We start from the raw sequence: 20,210 nt of genomic DNA, 5'->3' as shown, positions 1-20,210 counted from the left end.
CCTGTCGTCGGTCACGCTGCTGCCAGCCGATGTCAGCAGACGCCTGGATGCATCAAGTCTGCGTCACCGGCTGCAGCGGAATGTCGTCGCGGCCGCGGCGCGCGCTCGGGAACAGCAGTGCGATCCCCGCTGCCGCCAAGCCCAGTGCCATCGAGCCGATGTACATCCACGTGTAGCTGCCGTAGCGGTCGAACAGCCAGCCGCCGATCAGCGGACCCAGCGCCATGCCCAGTGCCGAGAGCAGGCCCGCCGCGCCCATGACCGTGCCGAGGATGCGCGGGCTGAAGGCATCGCGCGCCAGCGAGGCATACAGCGGCATCGTGCCGCCGTAGGCCAGGCCGAACACCACGGCGACCGCGTAGAAGCCGTCAAGCTGGTTGACCTGCAGGTAGGCCAGTGCGCCGAAGGCCTGGATCAGCAGCCCGGCCACGAGGACCGGCTTGGCGCCGACGCGGTCGGCCAGCACGCCGAATAGCAGGCGTCCGCCCAGTCCGGCCGCGCCTTCCATGCTGTAGATGGTCACCGCGGCGGTGACGCTGAGCCCGCAGCCCACGGCGTAGCTGACGGTATGGAAGATCGGTCCGGAATGCGCGGCGCAGCACGCGAAGAAGGCCGCCGCCAGGACGATGAAGGGCCGCGAGCGCAACGCCTGGCCGGCGGTCATGCGCGAGTAGGCAGGCGCATCGCCGGCCTCGGCGATCGCGGCCGGCACCGTGCGCACGAACCACACCGCCGGAAGCGTCAACGCCCACGACAGCACGCCCACGATCAGCAGCGTCGTGCGCCAGTCGTAGTGGGTGATCAGCCACGCGACCAGCGGCGACATCGTCATCGGTGCCACGCCCACGCCGGCCGACACCAGTGACACGGCCAGGTTGCGTCGGCGCTCGAACGACGCCGACGTCGCTGCGATGACCGGAGCGAAGAAACTCGACACCGCGACGCCCAGCAGCACGCCGTACGTCAGCTGGAACTGCAGCAACGAGCCCGCGCGGCTCGCCAGCACGCAGGCCAGGCCCAGCAGCACCGAGCCGGCCAGCACCACCACGCGCGGTCCGACGCGGTCGCTGAGCATGCCCCAGCCGAACCCGGCCAGGCCCATGCTGAGGAAGCCCAGCGTCATCGCGCTGGACAGTCCGGCGCGCGACCAGCCAGTGGCGGCGCTCATCGGTCCCAGCAATACCGCCAGCGAGAACACCACGCCGATGGCGACGCAGCCCATCAATGCGCCGGCGGCCACGAGGCCCCAGTTGCGGTCGAGAGTCAGGCTGGCATCGGACGATCGGCTCATGGGCGCAAATCCGTGGGAACTGACCTGTAGACGTTCAGCGGGCGGCGATTCGACATCGCGGGGCGCCGCTGGGCTCGCCCGTAGAATCCGACGATGACATACCTGGGCCTGTTCACCGCGGCATTCCTGGCCGCGACGCTGCTTCCGGCACAATCCGAGGCCCTGCTGGTGGCGCTGCAGCTGGCCGGGCACGAACCGTGGCGGCTGGTGGCCGTGGCCAGCGCCGGCAACATCCTGGGTTCGGCGGTGAACTGGGCGCTCGGCCGCGGCATCGCCACGTTCGGCGGGCGGCGCTGGTTTCCGGTGGGCCCGGAGGCGATGGCGCGGGCGCAGCGCTGGTACGCGCGTTACGGCAAGTGGTCGCTGCTGCTGAGCTGGGTGCCCATCATCGGCGACCCCATCACGGTAGCGGCCGGCGTCATGCGCGAGCCGCTGCGCGTATTCCTGTTGCTGGTGGCGGTGGCCAAGATCGGCCGCTATGTGGTGCTGGCGGCCATCGCATCGCAGTACGCGTAGCGCAAATGACGACGGAGCCGCGCGGATGCGCGACGCCGTGTCGGGGCGAGCGGGACGTCAGGCCTTCACGAACGCCAGCAGGTCCTCGTTGAGGCGGTCCTTGTGCGTGTCGGTGATGCCGTGCGGTGCACCTTCGTACACGACCAGCTTGCTGTCCTTGATCAGCTTGGCCGAGGCGCGGCCTGCGGCGTCGATCGGTACGATCTGGTCGTCGTCGCCGTGAACGATCAGCGTCGGCACGTCGAACTTCTTCAGGTCTTCGGTGAAGTCGGTCTCGGAGAACGCCTTGATGCTGTCGTAGGTGTTCTTGTGGCCGCCCATCATGCCCTGCATCCACCACGCCTGGATCACGCCCTGCGAGGGCTTCGCGCCGGGACGGTTGTAGCCGAAGAACGGACCGGTCGGGATGTCCAGGAACAGCTGCGAGCGGTTGGCGAGGAGGCCCGCGCGGATGCCGTCGAACACCGAGATCGGCAGGCCGCCCGGATTGGCGTCGGTCTTCACCATGAGCGGCGGAACCGCCGAGACCAGCGCGGCCTTCTTCACGCGCCTGGTGCCGTGGCGGCCGATGTAGCGCGCCACTTCACCGCCACCGGTGGAGAAACCGATCAGCGTGGCGTCCTTCACGTCCAGGTGCTCGAGCAACTGCGCCAGGTCGTCGGCGTAGTGGTCCATGTCGTTGCCGTCCCACGGCTGGCTCGAACGCCCGTGACCGCGGCGATCGTGCGCGATGCAGCGGAAGCCGTTGTTGGCCAGGTGGTACATCTGCGATTCCCAGCTGTCCGCGTTGAGCGGCCAGCCGTGGCTGAAGACGACTGCCGGGCCCTTGCCCCAGTCCTTGTAGTAGATCTCGACGCCGTCTTTGGTGGTGAAGGTGCTCATGGTCTGTGTGGCTCCGGGCGTGGGGGGAGGGATGACGGGCGGTGCGGCTGCGGTCGGCGCGTCGGACGACGTGCATGCGGGCAAGGCGAGGGTGACACCCGCGGCCAGCACGGAGCCGGCGATGAGCAGCCTTCTTCGTGCTTCGTCGATTGCGGACTCGTTGGATGACGTGGTCATGACCGGTTTCCTGGTGTATTGCCGAATGAATTGCCGAAACGGGCGGCGCTTGCGCAGATTGGCAAACGCGGGGCGCCATCGATTGCAGGATCGTGCGCAGTGCGCGCGGTGTGGCGAGGCCGGCAGTGCGCGCGTGACGTGGGGGAGGGACTGCCGGCCCCGCCGCAGGAGTGCGCCGTTACCGGCCCGGGGCGTGCGTGCGCCGCGCCGGCGCGTGGCATTGCGCGTAGCGGCCCGGCGACATGCCGGTGATCTTGCGGAACACGCGGCTGAAGTGGCTCTGGTCGAAGAAGCCCAGCGCCGCCGCGACGCTGGAGATGTTGCGGTCGCCGCTGCGCAGCAGCAGCTTGGCGATGCGGATGCGTTCGTGCTGCACGTATTTCATCGGGCTGAACCCGGTGCGCACGCGGAACATCCGTGCGAAGTGGAAGCGGCTGACGCATGCCGTGCGCGCCAGGTCGCCCAGGGACAGGTCCTCGAACAGGTGCGCCTCGATGTAGGCGATGGTGCGTTCGAGCGCCTTGTCGCTCAGTCCGGCGCCTGCACCTGCCGTGCCGCGCGTGATGACGACGGGTTCGGCGACAACACTCGCGGCGAAGTCGTGCGCGGCACGGCCGCCGTCGCAGGCCACCCTGTGATCGCTAACAAAATTTTCCATTGCGCGCTCCGGTGAGGTCGGGATGCGCATCCGGCGCTCGGGGATCGACGCGGCGGATGCGTCGCGTCGATGGAAAGCCTCGTTCCAGCCAGTCAAACGCGAAACCCCGGAACGGGCGTGCATGGGCTCACTCCATCGGGGGAATGCCGACGGTGGAAGGTCGTTCGCTACCCGTGCCGTCCCGGCAGCTTCACCACGCGACGTCCGAACAGGTACGCATCCAGCGAATAAGCACCCGGTCCGAGCAGCGCCAGCGCGGCTGCGCACAGGCCGGTCATCAATGCAGGCGTGGACGATGCGCTCCATCCGATGCGCGAAAGCACGGTGATGGACAGCAGGCAGCACAGCAGGCATGCCAATGGCGTGACGGCACCGGCCAGCAGGAACAATGCCACCAGCCATGCCAGTGCCGCGTGCAGCACGGCGAACACGGGCGACTCGCGCCACAGCAGCACCACGCCGGCGGCGACGGTCATGCGCAACAGCAGCAGTCCGACTCCGGGCCAGGCATAGGGAAACATGGAGTAGAGCGGCTGCACCCGGCCACGCTAGCGCTGCGTGTTGCCGGCGCCCATCCGCAGCGTGGTGGACGCGCGCTCCCTCTTTAGAGGGATGCGTCGGCGGAGCGGATTAGAGCGACTGAAGTCGAACTGTCGCGAACGTCCGCACTGGCCTATCCTGCGGCGGTACGCAGCGATGCCACGATGCATGCGCGCGCCCGGAGCTTCCATGACCACCCCCTCGACGCCGATCCGCCTCCTGCTGGTAGACGATCACCCGCTGCTGCGCGAGGGAGTCATTTCCGTGGTCGAACGCCAGAGCGACATGCAGCTGGTCGCCGAGGCCGAGGACGGCGAACAGGCGGTGGAGCAGTTCCGCCGAGTACAGCCCGACGTCACGCTGATGGACCTGCAGATGCCGGGCATGGGCGGTGTCGAGGCGATCCGCACCATCGTCGGCGAATTTCCGCAGGCGCGGATCATCGTGCTGACCACGTACAAGGGCGACGTGCAGGCGTTGCGTGCGCTCAAGGCTGGCGCCAGCGGCTACCTGCTCAAGAGCATGCTGCGCAAGGACCTGCTGGAGGCCGTCCGCCAGGTGCACGCCGGGCGGCGCTGGATCCCGCCGGAAATCGCCACCGAGATCGCCACGCATGTCGCCGAGGACGCGCTGAGCACGCGCGAGGTGGAAGTGCTGGGGCAGGTAGCCGGTGGCCGGTCGAACAAGGTCATCGCTGCGCGCATGGGCATCTCGGAAGAGACGGTCAAGACGCACATGAAGAGCATCCTGGCCAAGCTGGACGCCAACGACCGCACGCATGCGGTCACCATCGCGCTCAAGCGCGGCATCCTGGACGTCTAGTCGTCAGGCGTAGTTGCGCGAGAGACGGTTGTGCACGTCGGTCGCGGCGATGGCCGCGTGACCGGTGGCGACGGAAATCTGGTTGAGCGCGCTGACCACGTCGCCGATCGCATACAGCCCGTCGACCGACGTCATCTGGTGCGGATCGACGATCAGTGCGCCTTCGTCGTCGCAGCGTGCGCCGGCGCCCACCGCCAGCGACGAGCGCGAGATCAGCCCGAGCATGGGGTAGAGCACGTCAAACGACCGCGCCCGTTCGCCCAGTTCGAAGATGCAGTGCTTTCCGTCGAAGTGCAGTGCGGTCGCCTCGGCGGTGACCTCGATGTCGTCGCCTGCCAGTTCTTCGCGCAGGTCCGCGTCGTCGCAGGGCTCCGAGGGCACCAGCGCCACCCGGCGCGAATAGGTGCGCAGGAAGCGCGCATGCGCGGCGTTCTTCGCCGGCGGGCCGTACACCGCGATGCTGCGGTCGATGGCTTCGTACGCATCGCAGATCGGGCACAGGCGCACCGCGCCGCAGGCGACGGCGTCCTCCAGCCGCTCCAGCGGCGGCGTCACGTCCTCGCAGCCGGTGGCGAGGATTACGTTGCGCGCACGCACGCTCGCATCGCTGTGGCGGATTTCGAAGCCGTCGTCGTTGCCACGCAATGCAGTGACTTCCGCATCGATGGCTTCCACGCCGAAGCTGCGCGCCTGCTCGCGCATGCGCGCCAGCAGTTCGGGTCCGCCGACCCCGTCGGGAAAGCCGGGGCAGTTGTGGCTCTTGGGAATCCAGGCGGCGCGCGCCTGGCCCGTGTCGAAAACCAGACACTGTCGCCGATAGCGCGCCAGGTACGTCGCCGCGGTCAGGCCGCCGGGCCCGCCGCCGACGATCACGCAGTCGTACACGCGGCTCATGCGCTCCTCCGTACGCGCTTGCGCGCGGGTGCTTCCAGCAGTTCCTGCAATCGCGCCGCGTTCGGGATCGCATGCCCGTGCGCGGTGTTGTCGAACACGATCCACCGGCGCGAACGCGTGCCGCCCTGGTGCACGTCATCCGCCAATGCGCGCAGCGAGGCTTCGTCATACGCGCTGTAGTACATGCGTGGCGAACCATGCCATCGCCAGTAGCGCCAGCGCGGGTCGCCACCGGGCACACGGGCTTCTTCCACGGGCATCGCCGGATCGGCCGCGACGCGCGCGACCGCATGGCGCTCCAGCAGCGCCTGCGCTTTCGGCATGAACCACGAGGCGTGGCGTGCTTCGCACGCGATGCCTGCATCGAGGCGCTTGCGCAGCATGGTGAAGAAGGTCGAGGCCACGCGCGGTTCGAATGTCAGGCTGGGCGGCAGTTGCACCAGCACCAGCGCGAGCTTGCGCCCGAGGCCCTCGACCTCGTCGATGAATCGGTCCAGCTCGCGACCGATGCCACGTAGCCGCGCGTCATGGGTGATGGTGCGCGGCAGCTTCACCGAGAAGCGGAACCCCGAGGGCACCGACTGCGCCCAGCGGCGATAGGTCGCCTGCTGGTGCGGGCGGTAGAACGAGGAATTGATTTCCACCGCGTTGAAGCGCGTCGCGTAGCGGGCCAGCATCGAATCGCCCTCGCCGAACAGGTGTCGCGACGCCGACGGGATCGACCAGCCGGCGCAGCCGATGAACAGGTGGGGCATGCAGGCTCGCCCGCGGGGAGATCACCGCATCGCAGCATCGGCGCCGTGGACGCCGCGTCATCGCAGGCTCAGGCGCGTCTGCGGCGCGGCCGGCGGCCTTCGACCAGATGATCCACGTCGTCGAGTGCGCGACGCAGGCGCGCGGTGGCCTCGGTGTCGCGCGGTGGCGGTGCCAGCCCATCGAGGATGGAGCGCTCCGGGTCTTCGATGATCTCCTCGCGCAGGCGCAGCCCGTGCGCGGCCAGCAGCGGCGCCAGCACGTCCCGGCGGCGATGCAGGTCGGCCAGCGTGTTGCGGTAGGCGATCTCGCAGATCCGGCGACGCGTGGCGAAGCTGAAGGCGTTGGTGAAGAACAGCTCCGCATCTTCGGGGTTGGGTTCGAACACCAACTGGTCGATGTCCGGGTACTGCTGCGCGTACCGCGCCAGGCCGACCTGCATGCGCGACTGCAGCAGCGTGCGGAACGTCTGCGAGAGCACGGCCGGCAATCCGCCCGCGGCGAGGCTGCGCTCGTGGCTGACCGGCAGGCCGGTGTCGTCCTGGCGGAAGGGCACCAGCGGGTTGATGCCGATCAGCAGGTCCACGCCGCGATCCAGCAGCACCGAAGCGTGCATGGTCCGGCGCAGCGCCCCGTCGACGAAGTGGCGGCCGCCGATTTCCACCGGCGGATACAGGCCGGGCAGGGCGGCACTGGCCTGCACGGCGGTGGAGATGGGCACGTCGTCCCAGCCCTTGTCGCCGAACCGCACCGTCGCGCCGCTGTCCAGGTCCACCGCGATCACGTACAGGTCGGTACCCAGGTCGCGGAAATCGTTGCTGCGGCCGCGGCGCGTGAACACGTCCTGCAGGAAGCGCTCGACCTGCGCGTTGTCGAACAGCCCGGTCGGCACCAGCGCGCCGAAGTGCATCAGCAGGTCCGACCAGCGCGCCTCGTTGCGCGAGAACAGCAGTTCCTGCCACCACTGCGTGGCCAGGCGCGGCAGGCTGGCGGCGCGGCGCAGGTATTCGAAGATGGCCGGACGCAGGAAGGTTTCGGGCCGGAACTGCACGTCGCTGCTGTCGCCGGTGATGAAGATGCGGCACATCTCGGCGGTGTCGATGCGGTTGGCCAGCCCGGCCGCGAGGAACGCGCCGCTGCTCACGCCGACGTAACTGTCCAGGCGCGTCAGGTCCAGGCCTTCGAGCGCCTCGTCGAGCGCGCGCAAGGCGCCGAGCTCGTACATGCCGCCGATCGGACCGCCGCCCGCCACGGCCAAGCCGATGCGGGCCGGTCGCCGCAGCGTGGTACGTGCCCGTTGCCGGGCCGAGTGGAGTGACAGCATGCAGGCACGTCCGCGAGGTTCGGCCGAGTGTAGCGGGGATGTCCGTGAGGCGCCGGTTGCGGCCGTGGCCCCGGCTGCCGATCATCGGGCCGGATGGCCCCACGCACGCGCCGCCGCCGACGTACCGGACGCCCACTGCGGGAACGGCTGGGCTGGCTGCTTCGCGAGCACCAGGTACTGCACGATCCCGGGCGCGAGCGACGCAACCACCTGCCGTGGCTGCCAGAACTGCGGCGCTGGCAGACGCACCGGCTGGAGGCCAGCTTCGACCGCTTCCTGCGCGATCCGCGCCGGCGTCCGGCCGCGCAGTTCTTCCTGGCCGACGTCTACAACGAGCACGACTTCAGCCAGCGCGATGCCGACATCGCCCGCGTCCTGCCGATGATGCAGCGACTGCTGCCGGCGGCGCTGCTGGAAACGGTCGCCGACGCCATCGAGCTGGGCCTGCTGACCCACGCCTTCGATCTGCGCATGGCGCAGGTGCTGCACGACATCGGTGGCTCGCGCAGGCGCCTGGACGCCGCGCTGTATGCGCGCGCCTACCGCCTGTGCGGCCTGCCGCGACTGCGTGCGTACCAGATCGACCTGCTGGCGCGGGTCGGCACGGGGCTGGCCGATGCGCTGCGCTTGCCCGGCGTGGGCACGCTGCTGCGGCTCTCGCGCGGGCCGGCGCGTGCGGCCGGGTTGTCGGAACTGCAGGGATTCCTGGAGCGCGGGTTCGCCGCGTTCGCCCAACTGGGCGACGCGAAGCGCTTCATCGCCGAGATCGAGCAGGACGAGCGCGAGGTCTCGCGGCGGCTGTTCGCGGGCGACCCCGAGCCGTTCGGCACGGCCCGGTTCTGAAAGTCGTCAGCCGGCCACGCAGGCTCAGGCGAAACGTTCGTCGAGCACGCGGCGGATCTCCGCCTCGATCGGTCCCTTCATCGTGCCGAGCAGGAAGCCGAGCTTGGCGGTCACGTGCAACTGGCCCGGCTCCAGTGCGATATGTCCGTCCACGCCGCTGCGGTTGAAGTTGAGCGTGTCGCCGGTCCAGTTGCACGCCACGCCGAAGCGCTCGGCGAGCTTGTCCGCGACTTCCTGTACCGCCTGGCGCGCCTGTTGCGGTGGCAGCGAATGCGCGTGGCGGATATCGATGTTCGACATGGATGAACCTCCCGAAGTGGGCGGTATTGTGCGCGTGCCACCCCCTCCATCCAAGCCGCGGGCGCATGCTAGATTGCGCGGACGTGAATGCCCTGCGCCTGAAATTCCCCAACCGCGAACATGCCGACCTGGCGTTGAGCCCGGGCGTGCATGCCATTGGTTACGACGCGCAGGGCGTGCTGGCGAGCGTTCCGGTCGAGTCCGCCGTGGCGCAGTTCTGCGTCGACCGGCGCGGCGTGTGGCTGCAGGTGCGCGAAGGCGCGCCGGGGCTGCACGTCAACGGCCGTCCGGTGCGTCGCGTGGCGATGCTGCGCGCAGGCGACGCGGTGTTCATCGGCGGCACGGAACTGGTGCTCGTCGGCAGCGACCCGCTGCCCGCACCGGCCGATTACGGATTCAGCGGTGGCACCGACACGCGCATGCTGCTGCGTGGCGTGGGCGGGCCGCACCACGGCCGCAGCTTCACCCTGGATCGGCCGCGCCTGGTCGGACGGGCCGGCGAAAGCGACATCCGCATCAACGATTCGTCCTTCGCCGAACGCCACGCGCGCCTGGAAGCACATGCCGACGGCGTGGTGCTGCGCGACGTGGGCTCGGTGGAAGGCAGCGTGGTGAACGGACGTCCGGTGCGCCATGCCCTGCTGCAGCCGGGCGATCAGGTCGTATTCGGCAGCCAGCACCGCTTTGTGGTGGAGGCGCCCGTGCTGCGCGGCGTCGCCCCAGCCGAACCCGCGCCGCCAGCGCCCAAGCGCCTGCCGGTGGTGGAAGAGGAACGGGCGCCGTCGGCCTTACCGCGTTCGGTGCGGCGCATGCCGTGGCTGTTGCTGGCGGCGCTGCTGCTGGCCGCCGCGCTTACCCTGCTGCTGCTCTACGGCGCACGCTGAAGCCGCGCTTCCACAGGCGCCAGCCCAGCAGCACAGCCAGGATGCCGGCATACAGCGCGGGCTCGCGGATGTCGGATTTCACCAGCCACCAGAAGTGCAGCACGGCCAGCACGGCCACCACGTACACGAGCTTGTGCAGCCGGCCCCAGTTGCGGCCCAGCCGGCGGATCGCCGCCTGCGTGGAGGTCACCGCCAGCGGCACCAGCAGCAGCCAGGCCGCAAACCCGACCGTGATGTAGGGACGCTTGGCGATCTCCTCGAAGATCTGCGTCCAGTAGCCGCGCAGGTCCAGCACCAGATAGGCGGTGAAGTGCAGCGTCGCGTAGGCGAAGGCGTACAGGCCCAGCAGGCGGCGGAAGCGGATCAGCACGGGTTGCCAGGTGAGTTGCCGCAGCGGCGTGATCGCCAGCGTGATCATGAGGAACCGCAGCGCCCACAGGCCCAGGCGATGTTCGATCTCGGCGACCGGGTCGGCGCCCAGTCCGCCGCTGCCGGTGAGGAACTCCTCGCGGATCTGCCACGCGAGAATCGTCGCGGGCGTGAGCGCGAGGGCATGGACAAGGGTCTTGGCGGCGACCAGGCCGCGGGAAGCAGGGGGCATGCGCAGCCTTCAGTCGCGTGGCGGAGGCGTCAGGACCACTTGCGCAGGTCCAGGCCGCGGTACATGCCCGCGACCTGCTCGGCGTAGCCGTTGAACATGCGCGTGGGGATGCGGTCGGCGAACAGCTTGCTGCCGGTGCCGGCGATGCGGCGCTCGCTCTTCTGGCTCCAGCGCGGGTGATCGACGTCCGGATTGACGTTGGAGAAGAACCCGTACTCGCTGGGCTGGGCCTGGTGCCAGGCGGTCTCGGGCATCTTCTCGACGAAGTCGATCGCCACGATCGACTTGATCGACTTGAAGCCGTATTTCCACGGCACCACCAGCCGCAGCGGCGCGCCGTTCTGCTGCAGCAGCGGCTTGCCGTAGATGCCGATGGCGAGCAGCGTCAGCGGATGCATGGCTTCGTCGATGCGCAGGCCCTCGCGGTAGGGCCAGTCCAGCGCCGGCCAGGCTACGGCCGGCATCTGCCGCGGATCGGCCAACGTGGTGAAGGCGACGAACTTCGCCTGCGAGGTGGGCTCGAAGCGCTTGAGTACGCTGGCCAGCGGCACGCCCAGCCACGGAATCACCATCGACCAGCCTTCCACGCAGCGCAGGCGATACACGCGCTCTTCGGCCGTCAGGCCCTTGAGCAGATCCTCCAGCGCGACCTTGCCGGGTTTGGCGCAATGCCCGCCGACCGCCACGGTCCACGGGCTGGTGCGCAGGGTGCGCTTGGCGCGCGAAGGGTCGGCCTTGCCGGTGCCGAACTCGTAAAAGTTGTTGTAGGTGGTGATGTCCTCGTAGCGCGTCGGCGTCTCGTCCGTGCGGTAGCCGGACTTCGCCTGCGCGGCCGTCAAGGTCGTCTTGGGCGGGGCAGGCGGTTCGGCCTCGACGCAACCCGACAGTCCCAGTGCGGGCGCTGCGGCGAACGCGGCCATCAGCCGCCGGCGATCCATGTAGACCGATTCGTCCGTGATCTGGGAAGCGGGAATCTTCAGGGCATCACGCAACGACATGGCGGCTCCGCGGTTCGATGGGCGGTGACGGCGCCATCGCGCCATCCCGGAACTATAGAGCGCGCGTTCGCGCAAAAGTTGCGGTGGAAACCATGAAACCGCAGGCTGCTGCGGTGCGGCATACTTGGCCGCTCACCCGTTCTTCGCCTTCCTGACCGGAGCCTCGATGTCCCGCGCCTACAACTTCAGTGCCGGTCCCGCGACCCTGCCCGAGGCCGTGCTCCGCCAGGCGCAGGCCGAGATGCTCGAATGGAACGGCGCGGGCGCCTCGATCGTCGAGATCAGCCATCGCGGGCCGGAGTTCATCCAGGTGGCGCGCGAGGCCGAGGCCGACCTGCGCACACTGATGTCGATCCCCGACGATTACGCCGTGCTCTTCCTGGCGGGCGGTGCGACCGTGCAGCAGGCGCTGATCGCACTGAACTTCGCCAACCCGGGCCAGGCGGCGGACTACGTGGTCACCGGCCACTGGGGCAAGACCGCGATCAAGCAGGTGAAGCCCTACGTCGATGCCCGCATCGTCGCCAACGGTGAGGCCGGCGGGTTCCGCGACATTCCGCCGCGCGGTGCCTGGCAACTGTCGGCCGATGCCGCGTACGTGCACTACACGGCCAACGAGACGATCCACGGCGTGGAGTTCCGCGGCATTCCCGACGTGGACACGGCGCCGCTGTTCGCCGATTTCAGCTCGTCCATCGCGGCCGAACCGCTGGACGTCTCGCGCTTCGGCCTGATCTACGCCGGCGCGCAGAAGAACCTGGGGCCCGTGGGCGTGACGGTGGTGATCGTCCGTCGCGATCTTCTGGAACGCGCGGGCCAGCCGCGCGCGGACATCTTCACCTATCGCTCGCACGTGCAGGGCGAGTCGATGCTCAACACGCCGCCGACCTGGAACTGGTACCTGGCCGGCCTGGTGTTCAAGTGGATGCTGGCGGAAGGCGGCGTGACCGAATTCTCGCGGCGCAACGCGCGCAAGTCGGCGATGCTCTACGACGTCATCGACGGGTCAGGTGGTTTCTATCGCAACGAAGTCGCGCCCGACGCGCGCTCGCGCATGAACGTGCCGTTCTTCCTGCACGAGCCGGCGCTGGATGCGACGTTCCTCAAGCAGGCCGCGGAAGCGGGGCTGATCGCGCTGAAGGGCCATCGTGTGCTCGGCGGCATGCGCGCGTCGATCTACAACGCGATGCCCGAAGCGGGCGTGCAGGCGCTGGTCGCGTTCATGCGCGACTTCCAGCAACGCAACGGCTGAGCATCGCGAGCAGTCGATCGCCGTCCGCATCGCCTCTCGCCACCGCCCGGTCATGGATGGCCGGACAACAGGGCCAGAATCCGTAGCGTTTCGCCAAGGACGCCAACGAAGCAATCAAGAAGGTAACTCCCCCGATGGCAAGCAACACCGGCAAGAAGAACGTCAAGCGTGCACCGAAGCAGTCGGTCGCCGCCAAACCCGAGATCGCGCCCAAGCCCGACGCGGCACCGCTCGACCTGGCCGCGTTGCGTGAGCGCATCGACGGGATCGACCGGCACATCCAGGAGCTGATCGGCGAGCGCGCGCAGTTCGCCAACCAGGTTGGCAAGGCCAAGGGCAAGCTCGCAGCCGCGGTGGACTACTACCGTCCGGAGCGCGAGGCGCAGGTGCTTCGCCGCGTGGTGGACCGCAACGACGGGCCGCTCAACGATGAAGTGCTGGTGCGGCTGTTCCGCGAGATCATGTCCGCATGCCTGGCGCAGCAGGAGCCGCTGAAGATCGGCTACCTCGGGCCAGAGGGCACGCATTCGCAGCAGGCCGTCTACAAGCATTTCGGCCATTCGATCCACGGCCTGCCGCTGGGCAGCATCGAGGAAGTGTTCCAGGAAGTGGAGGCCGGGCACGCCGACTTCGGCGTCGTGCCGGTGGAGAACTCCACGCAGGGCACCATCCAGTCGACGCTGGACATGTTCCTGACGTCGGGGCTGAAGATCTGCGGCGAGGTCGAACTGCGCGTGCACCAGCACCTGCTGTCGCGCACCGGCAGCCTGGATGGCGTGGAGCGCGTGTACTCGCATCCACAGTCGTTCGCGCAGTGCAAGGCGTGGCTGCGCCAGTATTTGCCGAAGGCCGAGAAGATCCCCGTCGCCAGCAACGCCGAGGCCGCGCGCCGCGCGCGCAGCGCGGACGACTCGGCGGCCATCGCCGGCATCAGCGCGGCGAACGTGTACGGCCTGAAGTCGGTCGCGGGCCCCATCGAGGACCGTCCCGACAACACCACGCGCTTCCTGGTCATCGGGCGCGAGCTGTTCCCGCCGTCCGGCAACGACCGCACCTCGCTGCTGGTCTTCATCAAGGACCAGCCGGGCGCGCTGTACCACGTGCTCGCGCCGTTCGCGAACCACGGCCTGAGCATGAACCGCATCGAATCGCGTCCGGGCCACACCGGCCTGTGGCAGTACGCGTTCTTCATCGACATCGGCGGCCACGTGCAGGAAGAGGCCATGCGCCGCGCATTGGACGAGTTGGCCGATTACGCGCAGGAAGTAAAGGTGCTGGGCTCGTACCCGGTGGCCATCGCATGAACGCCGTGCGCGACGCCGACCACCAGCCTGCGCAACCGGCACGCGACGAAGCATGGTTCGCCGCACGTGCTTCGCGCGGCGTGCAGGGATTGAAGGCCTACGACCCTGGCCATGACCTGGTCGCGTTCCGCCGGAAGTTCGGTGCAGGTGCCGCGGAAGGCAGCGTGACGCATCTGGTCGAGCTGGGTTCCAACGAGAATCCGTATGGCGCCTCCCCGTTGGCGCGTGCGGCGATCGTCGACCAGTTGCAGTCGTTGCACCGCTATCCGGATCCGCTTGGCGCGGACCTCAAGCGCGCGCTGGCGGGCAGGCATGGCGTCGACACGAAGCAGATCCTGCTCGGCAACGGTTCACACGAGTTGCTGATGCAGCTGGCGCAGGTGTTTGCGGGGCCGGGCGACGACGTGGTGTTTTCGCGTTACGGCTTCGCGGTGTTCGCGCTGGCCACGCAGGCCGCTGGCGCCAATCGCGTCGTGGTCGACGCATTGCCGGAAGACCATCCGCACATGCCGCTCGGGCACGATCTGGATGCGATTGCCGCATCGATCACGCCCGCGACCAAGCTCGTGTACCTGGCCAATCCCAACAATCCCACCGGCACGTGGTTCGGCCGTGAGGCGTTCGCGCGTTTCATGGCGAAGGTGCCCGGTGAAGTGATCGTGGTGATGGACGAGGCCTACGCCGAAATGGCGGATGCCGAGGCCGATGCCGCCACGGCGTTGCCGCTGCTGCAGACTCATTCCAACCTGGTGCTCACGCGCACCTTCAGCAAGGCCTATGGGCTGGCCGGACTGCGCGTCGGATACCTGATCGGCGCGCCGGGACTGGTCGCGGTGATGGAGCGTCTGCGCGAGAGCTTCAACGTCAACGGGCCCGCGCTGGCCGCATGCGAAGCCGCGCTGGGCGATCTGGACCATCTGCAGCACAGCTGCACGCGCAATGCCGAACAGCGTGCGGCGTTGGCGCAGGCACTGGAACAGCGCGGGCTGCGTGTGTATCCGTCGCAGACCAATTTCCTGCTGGTGCGCTTCGGACCGGACACGGCACGCATCGAAGCGGACCTGGCCGCACGTGGCGTGGTGTTGCGGCCCATGGGCGGCTACGGCCTGCCCGAATACCTGCGCATCACGGTCGGCAGCGCCGACGAGAACCGCCGGCTGCTGGCGGTTCTGGATGAGGTGCGGTCCGCATGAACACATCGTCGTCGCTGGACTGGATAGCCCATCCCGGACAGCCGCTGCGCGGCACCGTACGCGTACCGGGCGACAAGTCGGTCTCGCATCGGGCCATCATGCTCGGTGCGCTCGCTGAAGGCGTCACCCACGTGCGCGGTTTCCTCGAAGGCGAGGACACACGCGCGACCGCACGGGTGTTCGAGCAACTGGGCGTGCGCATCGAGACGCCCAGCGCCAGCGAACGCATCGTGCACGGCGTGGGCCTGCATGGGCTTCGTGCCAGCGCGTCGCCGCTGGATTGCGGCAATGCCGGCACCGGCATGCGCCTGCTCGCCGGCGCGCTGGCGGGCCAGGCGTTCGACAGCGTGCTGATCGGCGATGCATCGCTGTCGAAGCGACCGATGCGCCGCGTGATCGACCCACTCGCGCGCATGGGCGCGCGCATCGATGCGGAAGAGGGTGGCCTGCCGCCGCTGCGCATCCGCGGCGGCCAGCCGTTGCTGGGCATCGAGTACACGCTGCCTGTGGCCAGTGCGCAGGTGAAGTCCGCGCTGCTGCTGGCGGGACTGTACGCCCAGGGCGAAACGGTGGTGCACGAGCCGCATCCCACGCGTGACTACACCGAACGCATGTTCGCCGCATTCGGATGGCCGATCGAATTCTCGCCGGGCCACGCGCGCCTGAGCGGCGGCCATGTGCTGCGTGCGACCGACATCGACGTGCCCACGGATTTCTCCTCGGCCGCGTTCTTCCTCGTCGCGGCGAGCATCGTCCCGGGTTCGGAACTGCGGCTCGAATCGGTCGGCATGAACCCGCGCCGCACAGGCCTGCTTACCGCATTGCGCCGCATGGGCGCCGACATCCGCGAGGAAAACGCGAGCGAGCAGGGCGGCGAGCCCGTCGCCGACCTGGTGGTGCGGCATGCGCCGCTGCATGGCATCGAGGTGGACGGCGAACTGGCGCCGGACATGATCGACGAGTTCCCCGCGCTGTTCGTGGCGGCCGCCTGCGCCGAGGGGGCCACGACCATCCGCGATGCCGCCGAGCTTCGCGTCAAGGAGTCCGACCGCATCGCGACCATGGCGCAGGGCCTGCGCGCACTGGGCGTGGAAGTGGACGAACATCCGGACGGCGCGACCATCGTGCCGGGGCCCATCAGCGGCGGTTCAGTCGAAAGCCACGGCGACCACCGCATCGCCATGAGCTTCGTCGTGGCCGCCCAGCGCGCCTCCGGCGAGGTCCGCATCGGCGATGTCGCCAACGTCGCGACCTCGTTCCCGGGGTTCGATCTTCTGGCACGTGACAGCGGTGTCTGGTTGGCCCCCGCGGGCTGACTTAGACTCGCTGGATCACGGATGTCCTGCTTGCCCTAGTGTCCCATTCCACCCTCGACGCGGATCTGCGCAACCCTGCTGGGCGGGCGGCGCCCGCGTCCGTCGAAGTCTGGTCGACCCTGTCGCCGCGCCTGCAGCGCGTCGCCCTGGGCGGCCTGTCGTTCCTGGCGTTCTTCGCCATGACCGACTTCAACCTGTACATGCGGCCGGAATTCGGCGCCGCGCTGGCATTGCTGGCGATGTGCTTCGCCGGCGCCACTCCGTGGCGCGAACTCGGGCGGCTTCCGCTGGTACGGATGTTCGGCGTGTTCACCGTGTTCCTGATTGCGCAGGCGACGTACGCGACCTGGGTGATGCCGTCGATCCCCTGGGACGACCACCTCACGGTCGTGGCCAAGTTCGTCCGGCTCGGCGTGTTCTGCTGCGTGGTGGGCTGGTGGCTGTCGATCCGGCCGGCCGCCATCGCACCGCTGCTCGGCCTGATGGTCCTGGGCCTGCTGCTCGCGGTGCTGTACCACATGCCGTGGACGGCGCTGCCGGCCATCTGGGACGGCCAGGTGCGTCCGCGCTTCGGCATTCCGGAAAACCTCAGCGGTCAGCTCGCCGCGATGGGCGGCTGGCTGGCCCTGTGCCTGCTGATCGGCATCTGGCGCGACCATCCGCGCGGGCGGCGCCGCAATGTGCTGCTTGCGCTGGGACTGCTCGCCTATATCGGCTGCTTCTGCGTGCTGGTGTTTTCCCAGTCGCGCGGAGCCTGGTTCGCGTTCCTGTCCGCGCCGCCGCTGGCGATCCTTGGCTACTGGCTGAGCCGTCGCCCACGCAGCCTGCGCACGTTGCCCTGGCAACCGATTGTGGCGGTGCTGGCGGTCTCGGTCGTGCTGTTGCTGGGCGCGCGAGACATCTTTGCGCTCCGATTCGCCGGTGCCGATCGCATGCTGCCGCAAGTGGCAGAGCACGCAGAGGACGGCGATGCGGGGTGGCAGGCCGAAACGGCAGGCGCTCGCATCTCGGATGGGAAGGTGCAGGGCATTTCAACCGATGGCCAGTCAGCCGAGGGCAAGCCGCCAGTTAAGTCCGCGCACTCAGCAGCGGCTAAGGATCGGCCCGCCCGGACCTCCATCGACACCACCATTCCCGCCAACAAGGCGGTCAGCGTGCGGCTGCGCCTGTATGAGCTCGGCATGGACAAGTTCAAGGAGCGGCCGCTGCTGGGCTGGGGCCTGGACTCGATTCCGGTACTGATCGGTGCGGCGCACCTGGACCTGGCCGGCGAGCACCATGTCCACCTGCACAGCGCCTACCTCGATGCGGTCGTCGGCATCGGCCTGATCGGTTCGTTGCTGCTGCTTACCCTTTTTGCGCTGCTGATGCGCGAACTGTTCCTGGCCTGGCGCGCAGACATCATCTCGCGCGCCAGCTTCTGGGCGCTCGCAGGCTGCGTCGGCATCGTGCTGGTAACCAACGCGTTCGATTCGCTGCTGTGGCGCTTCGAGTACGCGCGCGCGCCGCTGGAGTTGCTGTTCGGCTGCTGCATCGCCTACGCGCTGATGCGTCGCCGCGGCACCGCCGACGCTGGCGACGTGCCTAGCGCTGTGGCTCGAAGCTGATCGGCACCATCACAGTGCCGGACACCGGCTGCTCACCGTTCATGGCCGGGCGGAAACGCCAGCGGCGCACGGCGTCGGTGGCGGCACGGTCCAGATAGCGAGAGCCCGAACCCTTGGCGACTTCGACCGTGGTCGGCACGCCGTCCGGCCCGATCTCCGCCTTCACCATCACCGTGCCGCTTTCGCCGCGCCGCAGCGCCTGCGTCGGATATCGCGGCGCGGGCGTGGTAACCGGTTCGGGCCGGGTCGTGGCGGTCGCGACAGGTTCCGCTGGGCGCGGAGCGGCCGACGGCGGAGCGGGCGGGGCCGTTTCGACCAGGCGCGGGCGCTCGTCGCCGCTCTCGACGCGTTCGGTCGGTGGGGCCTTGCCAAGGCCGCTGGCATTGTCGTCGCCCTGCGCGGGGAGTGGTGCCGGCAGCGGCGCGTAACGCGGCGAGGTCGCGGTGGGCGGGGCCTGGTCGGCGCGGAAGAAGGCATCGTCATCGCGGCCGCCGGAAAGGACCAGCGCGAAGAGCACCAGCCCGATCACGAAGGCCAGCAGAACCCAGAGCAACGAGCGCCGCGCCGGGAGCCACGTGGACAGATCGAAGCCGGGACGGTGCGGTGCGGGAGCTGGGGCGGGTGTCGACATGGGCATCTTCGCGGGTGCGCTCGCCCGATTCTGCCGATCGCGGCGTTAATGGTTCGGCAATCGGTCGCCCTGATGCGGGGTTACACGCGATAATCGCGACTTCGATCACCCAAGTCCTTTGCCATGCTCGATCCGAACCTGCTGCGTCACAATCCCGCCGAACTCGCCGCGCGCCTGCGCCAGACCCGGGGCTTCGAGCTGGACGCCAGCGCGCTGGAAGCGCTGGAGGCCGAACGCAAGCAGATCCAGATCCGCACCCAGGAACTGCAGAACCTGCGCAACACGCGCTCCAAGGCGATCGGCCAGGCCAAGGCCAAGGGCGAGGACGTGAGCGCGCTGATGACGGAAGTCGCCGGCTTCGGCGACGAACTCAAGGCCAGCGAAGCGCGGCTGGAGGTCATCCGCGGCGAGATCGAGGCGATCGCGCTGGCGATCCCCAACCTGCCGCACGAGTCGGTGCCGGTCGGCAAGGACGAGAACGACAACGTCGAGCAGCATCGCTGGGGCACGCCGCGCACGTTCGACTTCCCGGTCAAGGACCACGTGGAACTCGGCGCGCGCAACGGCTGGCTCGACGGCGACACCGCGGCCAAGCTCAGCGGCGCGCGCTTCACCGTGCTGCGCGGCCAGTTGGCGCGCCTGCATCGTGCGCTTGCGCAGTTCATGCTGGACCTGCACACCGGCGAGCACGGCTATCAGGAAACCAGCGTGCCGCTGCTGGTCAACGCCGACAGCATGCGCGGCACCGGCCAGTTGCCGAAGTTCGAGGACGACCTGTTCGCCACGTCTGTAGGCGACGGCGAAACCGCACACAAGCGTTATCTGATCCCGACTTCGGAAGTGCCGCTGACCAACATCGTGCGCGACGAGATCGTCGAGGCCGACGCGTTGCCGCTGCGCATGACCGCGCATTCGATGTGCTTCCGCGCCGAGGCCGGCAGCCATGGCAAGGACACGCGCGGCATGATCCGCCAGCACCAGTTCGAGAAGGTCGAGCTGGTCACCATCGCCAGGCCCGAAGAAAGCTACGCCGAGCACGAGCGCATGACGCGCTGCGCCGAGGTGGTGCTGGAGAAGCTCGGCCTGCCGTACCGCCGCGTGTTGCTGTGCACGGGCGACATGGGGTTCGCGGCGACCAAGACCTTCGACCTGGAGGTCTGGCTGCCTTCGCAGGACACCTATCGCGAGATCTCGTCGTGCTCCAACTGCGAGGCCTTCCAGGCCCGCCGCATGCAGGCCCGCTGGCGCAATCCCGCCACCGGCAAGCCCGAGCTGGTGCACACGCTCAACGGCTCCGGCACCGCCGTCGGGCGCGCGCTGATCGCGGTGATGGAGAACTACCAGAACGCCGACGGCTCGATCACCGTGCCTGACGTGCTGCGTCCGTACATGGGTGGGGTCGAGCGGATCGCCTGAGGGGTTTT

Annotated in this window: 21 protein-coding genes; 10 read left to right on the top strand and 11 right to left on the bottom strand. The window is 68.8% G+C overall.

Annotated features, from left to right (window positions below):
• Nucleotides 1-52: 52 nt before the first annotated feature.
• Entirely contained in the window at nt 53-1,291 is a 1,239-nt protein-coding gene (locus VFE83_RS11420) for an MFS transporter (protein ID WP_324906181.1), read from the bottom strand.
• Nucleotides 1,292-1,384: 93 nt separating this feature from the next.
• Between VFE83_RS11420 and VFE83_RS11415 the strand changes: the two genes are divergently transcribed.
• On the top strand, nt 1,385-1,807 hold the full coding sequence (locus tag VFE83_RS11415) for a YqaA family protein (RefSeq protein WP_324906179.1): 423 nt from the start codon (nt 1,385-1,387) through the stop codon (nt 1,805-1,807).
• Between the two features lie 57 nt (nt 1,808-1,864).
• On the opposite strand, the gene VFE83_RS11410 is transcribed toward VFE83_RS11415, so the two are convergent.
• From VFE83_RS11410 to VFE83_RS11400, 3 genes are all read right to left on the bottom strand, one after another.
• Entirely contained in the window at nt 1,865-2,689 is an 825-nt protein-coding gene (locus tag VFE83_RS11410; RefSeq protein ID WP_324906416.1) for an alpha/beta hydrolase, read from the bottom strand.
• Nucleotides 2,690-3,044: 355 nt separating this feature from the next.
• Nucleotides 3,045-3,524: an AraC family transcriptional regulator gene (locus tag VFE83_RS11405; protein WP_324906177.1), complete on the bottom strand. Its 480-nt coding sequence runs from the start codon at nt 3,522-3,524 to the stop codon at nt 3,045-3,047.
• Nucleotides 3,525-3,691: 167 nt separating this feature from the next.
• Complete coding sequence (locus tag VFE83_RS11400; RefSeq protein ID WP_324906175.1) at nt 3,692-4,045, bottom strand: hypothetical protein; 354 nt, start codon at nt 4,043-4,045, stop codon at nt 3,692-3,694.
• A gap of 208 nt (nt 4,046-4,253) precedes the next feature.
• Between VFE83_RS11400 and VFE83_RS11395 the strand changes: the two genes are divergently transcribed.
• Nucleotides 4,254-4,886, top strand: a complete 633-nt coding sequence (locus tag VFE83_RS11395; protein WP_324906173.1) for a response regulator transcription factor — start codon at nt 4,254-4,256, stop codon at nt 4,884-4,886.
• Between the two features lie 3 nt (nt 4,887-4,889).
• Here VFE83_RS11395 and VFE83_RS11390 read toward each other — a convergent pair whose 3' ends face one another.
• From VFE83_RS11390 to VFE83_RS11380, 3 genes are all read right to left on the bottom strand, one after another.
• Entirely contained in the window at nt 4,890-5,780 is an 891-nt protein-coding gene (locus VFE83_RS11390) for an NAD(P)/FAD-dependent oxidoreductase (RefSeq protein ID WP_324906171.1), read from the bottom strand.
• Nucleotides 5,777-6,535, bottom strand: coding sequence for a DUF72 domain-containing protein (locus tag VFE83_RS11385; RefSeq protein WP_324906170.1), 759 nt, complete (start codon nt 6,533-6,535; stop codon nt 5,777-5,779). Before VFE83_RS11385 ends, VFE83_RS11390 begins: the two co-directional genes overlap by 4 nt.
• Before the next feature lie 68 nt (nt 6,536-6,603).
• Entirely contained in the window at nt 6,604-7,857 is a 1,254-nt protein-coding gene (locus VFE83_RS11380; protein WP_324906167.1) for a patatin-like phospholipase family protein, read from the bottom strand.
• Between the two features lie 93 nt (nt 7,858-7,950).
• Between VFE83_RS11380 and VFE83_RS11375 the strand changes: the two genes are divergently transcribed.
• Complete coding sequence (locus VFE83_RS11375; protein ID WP_324906165.1) at nt 7,951-8,700, top strand: FFLEELY motif protein; 750 nt, start codon at nt 7,951-7,953, stop codon at nt 8,698-8,700.
• A gap of 24 nt (nt 8,701-8,724) precedes the next feature.
• Here the strand turns inward: VFE83_RS11375 and VFE83_RS11370 are convergent, their stop codons facing one another.
• Nucleotides 8,725-9,000: a polyhydroxyalkanoic acid system family protein gene (locus tag VFE83_RS11370; RefSeq protein ID WP_324906163.1), complete on the bottom strand. Its 276-nt coding sequence runs from the start codon at nt 8,998-9,000 to the stop codon at nt 8,725-8,727.
• A gap of 83 nt (nt 9,001-9,083) precedes the next feature.
• Here VFE83_RS11370 and VFE83_RS11365 point away from each other — a divergent pair, with 83 nt between their 5' ends.
• Nucleotides 9,084-9,884: an FHA domain-containing protein gene (locus VFE83_RS11365; RefSeq protein WP_414674731.1), complete on the top strand. Its 801-nt coding sequence runs from the start codon at nt 9,084-9,086 to the stop codon at nt 9,882-9,884.
• Here the strand turns inward: VFE83_RS11365 and msrQ are convergent.
• On the bottom strand, nt 9,853-10,485 hold the full coding sequence (msrQ, locus tag VFE83_RS11360) for a protein-methionine-sulfoxide reductase heme-binding subunit MsrQ (protein ID WP_324906161.1): 633 nt from the start codon (nt 10,483-10,485) through the stop codon (nt 9,853-9,855). The genes VFE83_RS11365 and msrQ overlap by 32 nt on opposite strands.
• A gap of 29 nt (nt 10,486-10,514) precedes the next feature.
• Nucleotides 10,515-11,483 (bottom strand): protein-methionine-sulfoxide reductase catalytic subunit MsrP, encoded by a 969-nt coding sequence (gene msrP / locus VFE83_RS11355; RefSeq protein WP_324906159.1) that lies wholly within the window; start codon nt 11,481-11,483, stop codon nt 10,515-10,517.
• Nucleotides 11,484-11,649: 166 nt separating this feature from the next.
• Here msrP and serC point away from each other — a divergent pair, with 166 nt between their 5' ends.
• From serC to VFE83_RS11330, 5 genes are all read left to right on the top strand, one after another.
• On the top strand, nt 11,650-12,735 hold the full coding sequence (gene serC, locus VFE83_RS11350) for a 3-phosphoserine/phosphohydroxythreonine transaminase (protein WP_324906157.1): 1,086 nt from the start codon (nt 11,650-11,652) through the stop codon (nt 12,733-12,735).
• A 134-nt stretch (nt 12,736-12,869) separates the two neighbouring features.
• Nucleotides 12,870-14,039: a prephenate dehydratase gene (gene pheA / locus VFE83_RS11345; protein WP_324906155.1), complete on the top strand. Its 1,170-nt coding sequence runs from the start codon at nt 12,870-12,872 to the stop codon at nt 14,037-14,039.
• A complete protein-coding gene (gene hisC, locus VFE83_RS11340) occupies nt 14,036-15,232 on the top strand; it encodes a histidinol-phosphate transaminase (RefSeq protein ID WP_324906153.1) in 1,197 nt (398 codons plus the stop codon). Before pheA ends, hisC begins: the two co-directional genes overlap by 4 nt.
• Entirely contained in the window at nt 15,229-16,548 is a 1,320-nt protein-coding gene (gene aroA, locus VFE83_RS11335) for a 3-phosphoshikimate 1-carboxyvinyltransferase (RefSeq protein WP_324906151.1), read from the top strand. The genes hisC and aroA overlap by 4 nt, the downstream gene beginning before the upstream one ends.
• 38 nt (nt 16,549-16,586) lie before the next feature.
• Entirely contained in the window at nt 16,587-18,155 is a 1,569-nt protein-coding gene (locus VFE83_RS11330) for an O-antigen ligase family protein (RefSeq protein ID WP_324906149.1), read from the top strand.
• Here the strand turns inward: VFE83_RS11330 and VFE83_RS11325 are convergent.
• Nucleotides 18,133-18,786, bottom strand: a complete 654-nt coding sequence (locus VFE83_RS11325; RefSeq protein WP_324906147.1) for a TonB family protein — start codon at nt 18,784-18,786, stop codon at nt 18,133-18,135. The two genes, VFE83_RS11330 and VFE83_RS11325, sit on opposite strands and share 23 nt — an antisense overlap.
• A gap of 123 nt (nt 18,787-18,909) precedes the next feature.
• Here VFE83_RS11325 and serS point away from each other — a divergent pair, with 123 nt between their 5' ends.
• Entirely contained in the window at nt 18,910-20,202 is a 1,293-nt protein-coding gene (serS, locus tag VFE83_RS11320) for a serine--tRNA ligase (RefSeq protein WP_324906145.1), read from the top strand.
• The last annotated feature ends 8 nt before the right edge of the window (nt 20,203-20,210 follow it).

This window comes from Lysobacter sp. (assembly GCF_035655815.1).
Classification (GTDB): Bacteria; Pseudomonadota; Gammaproteobacteria; order Xanthomonadales; family Xanthomonadaceae; genus Lysobacter_J.
Note: the sequence above shows the minus strand (reverse complement) of the source record. Positions and strands in the feature narration are given on the sequence as shown.

Coding starts and splice junctions, on each gene's coding strand:
- VFE83_RS11420 (WP_324906181.1), bottom strand. CDS start 1,291: ATGAGCCGATCGTCCGATGCCAGCCTGACTCTCGACCGCAACTGGGGC.
- VFE83_RS11415 (WP_324906179.1), top strand. CDS start 1,385: ATGACATACCTGGGCCTGTTCACCGCGGCATTCCTGGCCGCGACGCTG.
- VFE83_RS11410 (WP_324906416.1), bottom strand. CDS start 2,689: ATGAGCACCTTCACCACCAAAGACGGCGTCGAGATCTACTACAAGGAC.
- VFE83_RS11405 (WP_324906177.1), bottom strand. CDS start 3,524: ATGGAAAATTTTGTTAGCGATCACAGGGTGGCCTGCGACGGCGGCCGT.
- VFE83_RS11400 (WP_324906175.1), bottom strand. CDS start 4,045: ATGTTTCCCTATGCCTGGCCCGGAGTCGGACTGCTGCTGTTGCGCATG.
- VFE83_RS11395 (WP_324906173.1), top strand. CDS start 4,254: ATGACCACCCCCTCGACGCCGATCCGCCTCCTGCTGGTAGACGATCAC.
- VFE83_RS11390 (WP_324906171.1), bottom strand. CDS start 5,780: ATGAGCCGCGTGTACGACTGCGTGATCGTCGGCGGCGGGCCCGGCGGC.
- VFE83_RS11385 (WP_324906170.1), bottom strand. CDS start 6,535: ATGCCCCACCTGTTCATCGGCTGCGCCGGCTGGTCGATCCCGTCGGCG.
- VFE83_RS11380 (WP_324906167.1), bottom strand. CDS start 7,857: ATGCTGTCACTCCACTCGGCCCGGCAACGGGCACGTACCACGCTGCGG.
- VFE83_RS11375 (WP_324906165.1), top strand. CDS start 7,951: ATGGCCCCACGCACGCGCCGCCGCCGACGTACCGGACGCCCACTGCGG.
- VFE83_RS11370 (WP_324906163.1), bottom strand. CDS start 9,000: ATGTCGAACATCGATATCCGCCACGCGCATTCGCTGCCACCGCAACAG.
- msrQ (WP_324906161.1), bottom strand. CDS start 10,485: ATGCCCCCTGCTTCCCGCGGCCTGGTCGCCGCCAAGACCCTTGTCCAT.
- msrP (WP_324906159.1), bottom strand. CDS start 11,483: ATGTCGTTGCGTGATGCCCTGAAGATTCCCGCTTCCCAGATCACGGAC.
- serC (WP_324906157.1), top strand. CDS start 11,650: ATGTCCCGCGCCTACAACTTCAGTGCCGGTCCCGCGACCCTGCCCGAG.
- pheA (WP_324906155.1), top strand. CDS start 12,870: ATGGCAAGCAACACCGGCAAGAAGAACGTCAAGCGTGCACCGAAGCAG.
- hisC (WP_324906153.1), top strand. CDS start 14,036: ATGAACGCCGTGCGCGACGCCGACCACCAGCCTGCGCAACCGGCACGC.
- aroA (WP_324906151.1), top strand. CDS start 15,229: ATGAACACATCGTCGTCGCTGGACTGGATAGCCCATCCCGGACAGCCG.
- VFE83_RS11325 (WP_324906147.1), bottom strand. CDS start 18,786: ATGTCGACACCCGCCCCAGCTCCCGCACCGCACCGTCCCGGCTTCGAT.
- serS (WP_324906145.1), top strand. CDS start 18,910: ATGCTCGATCCGAACCTGCTGCGTCACAATCCCGCCGAACTCGCCGCG.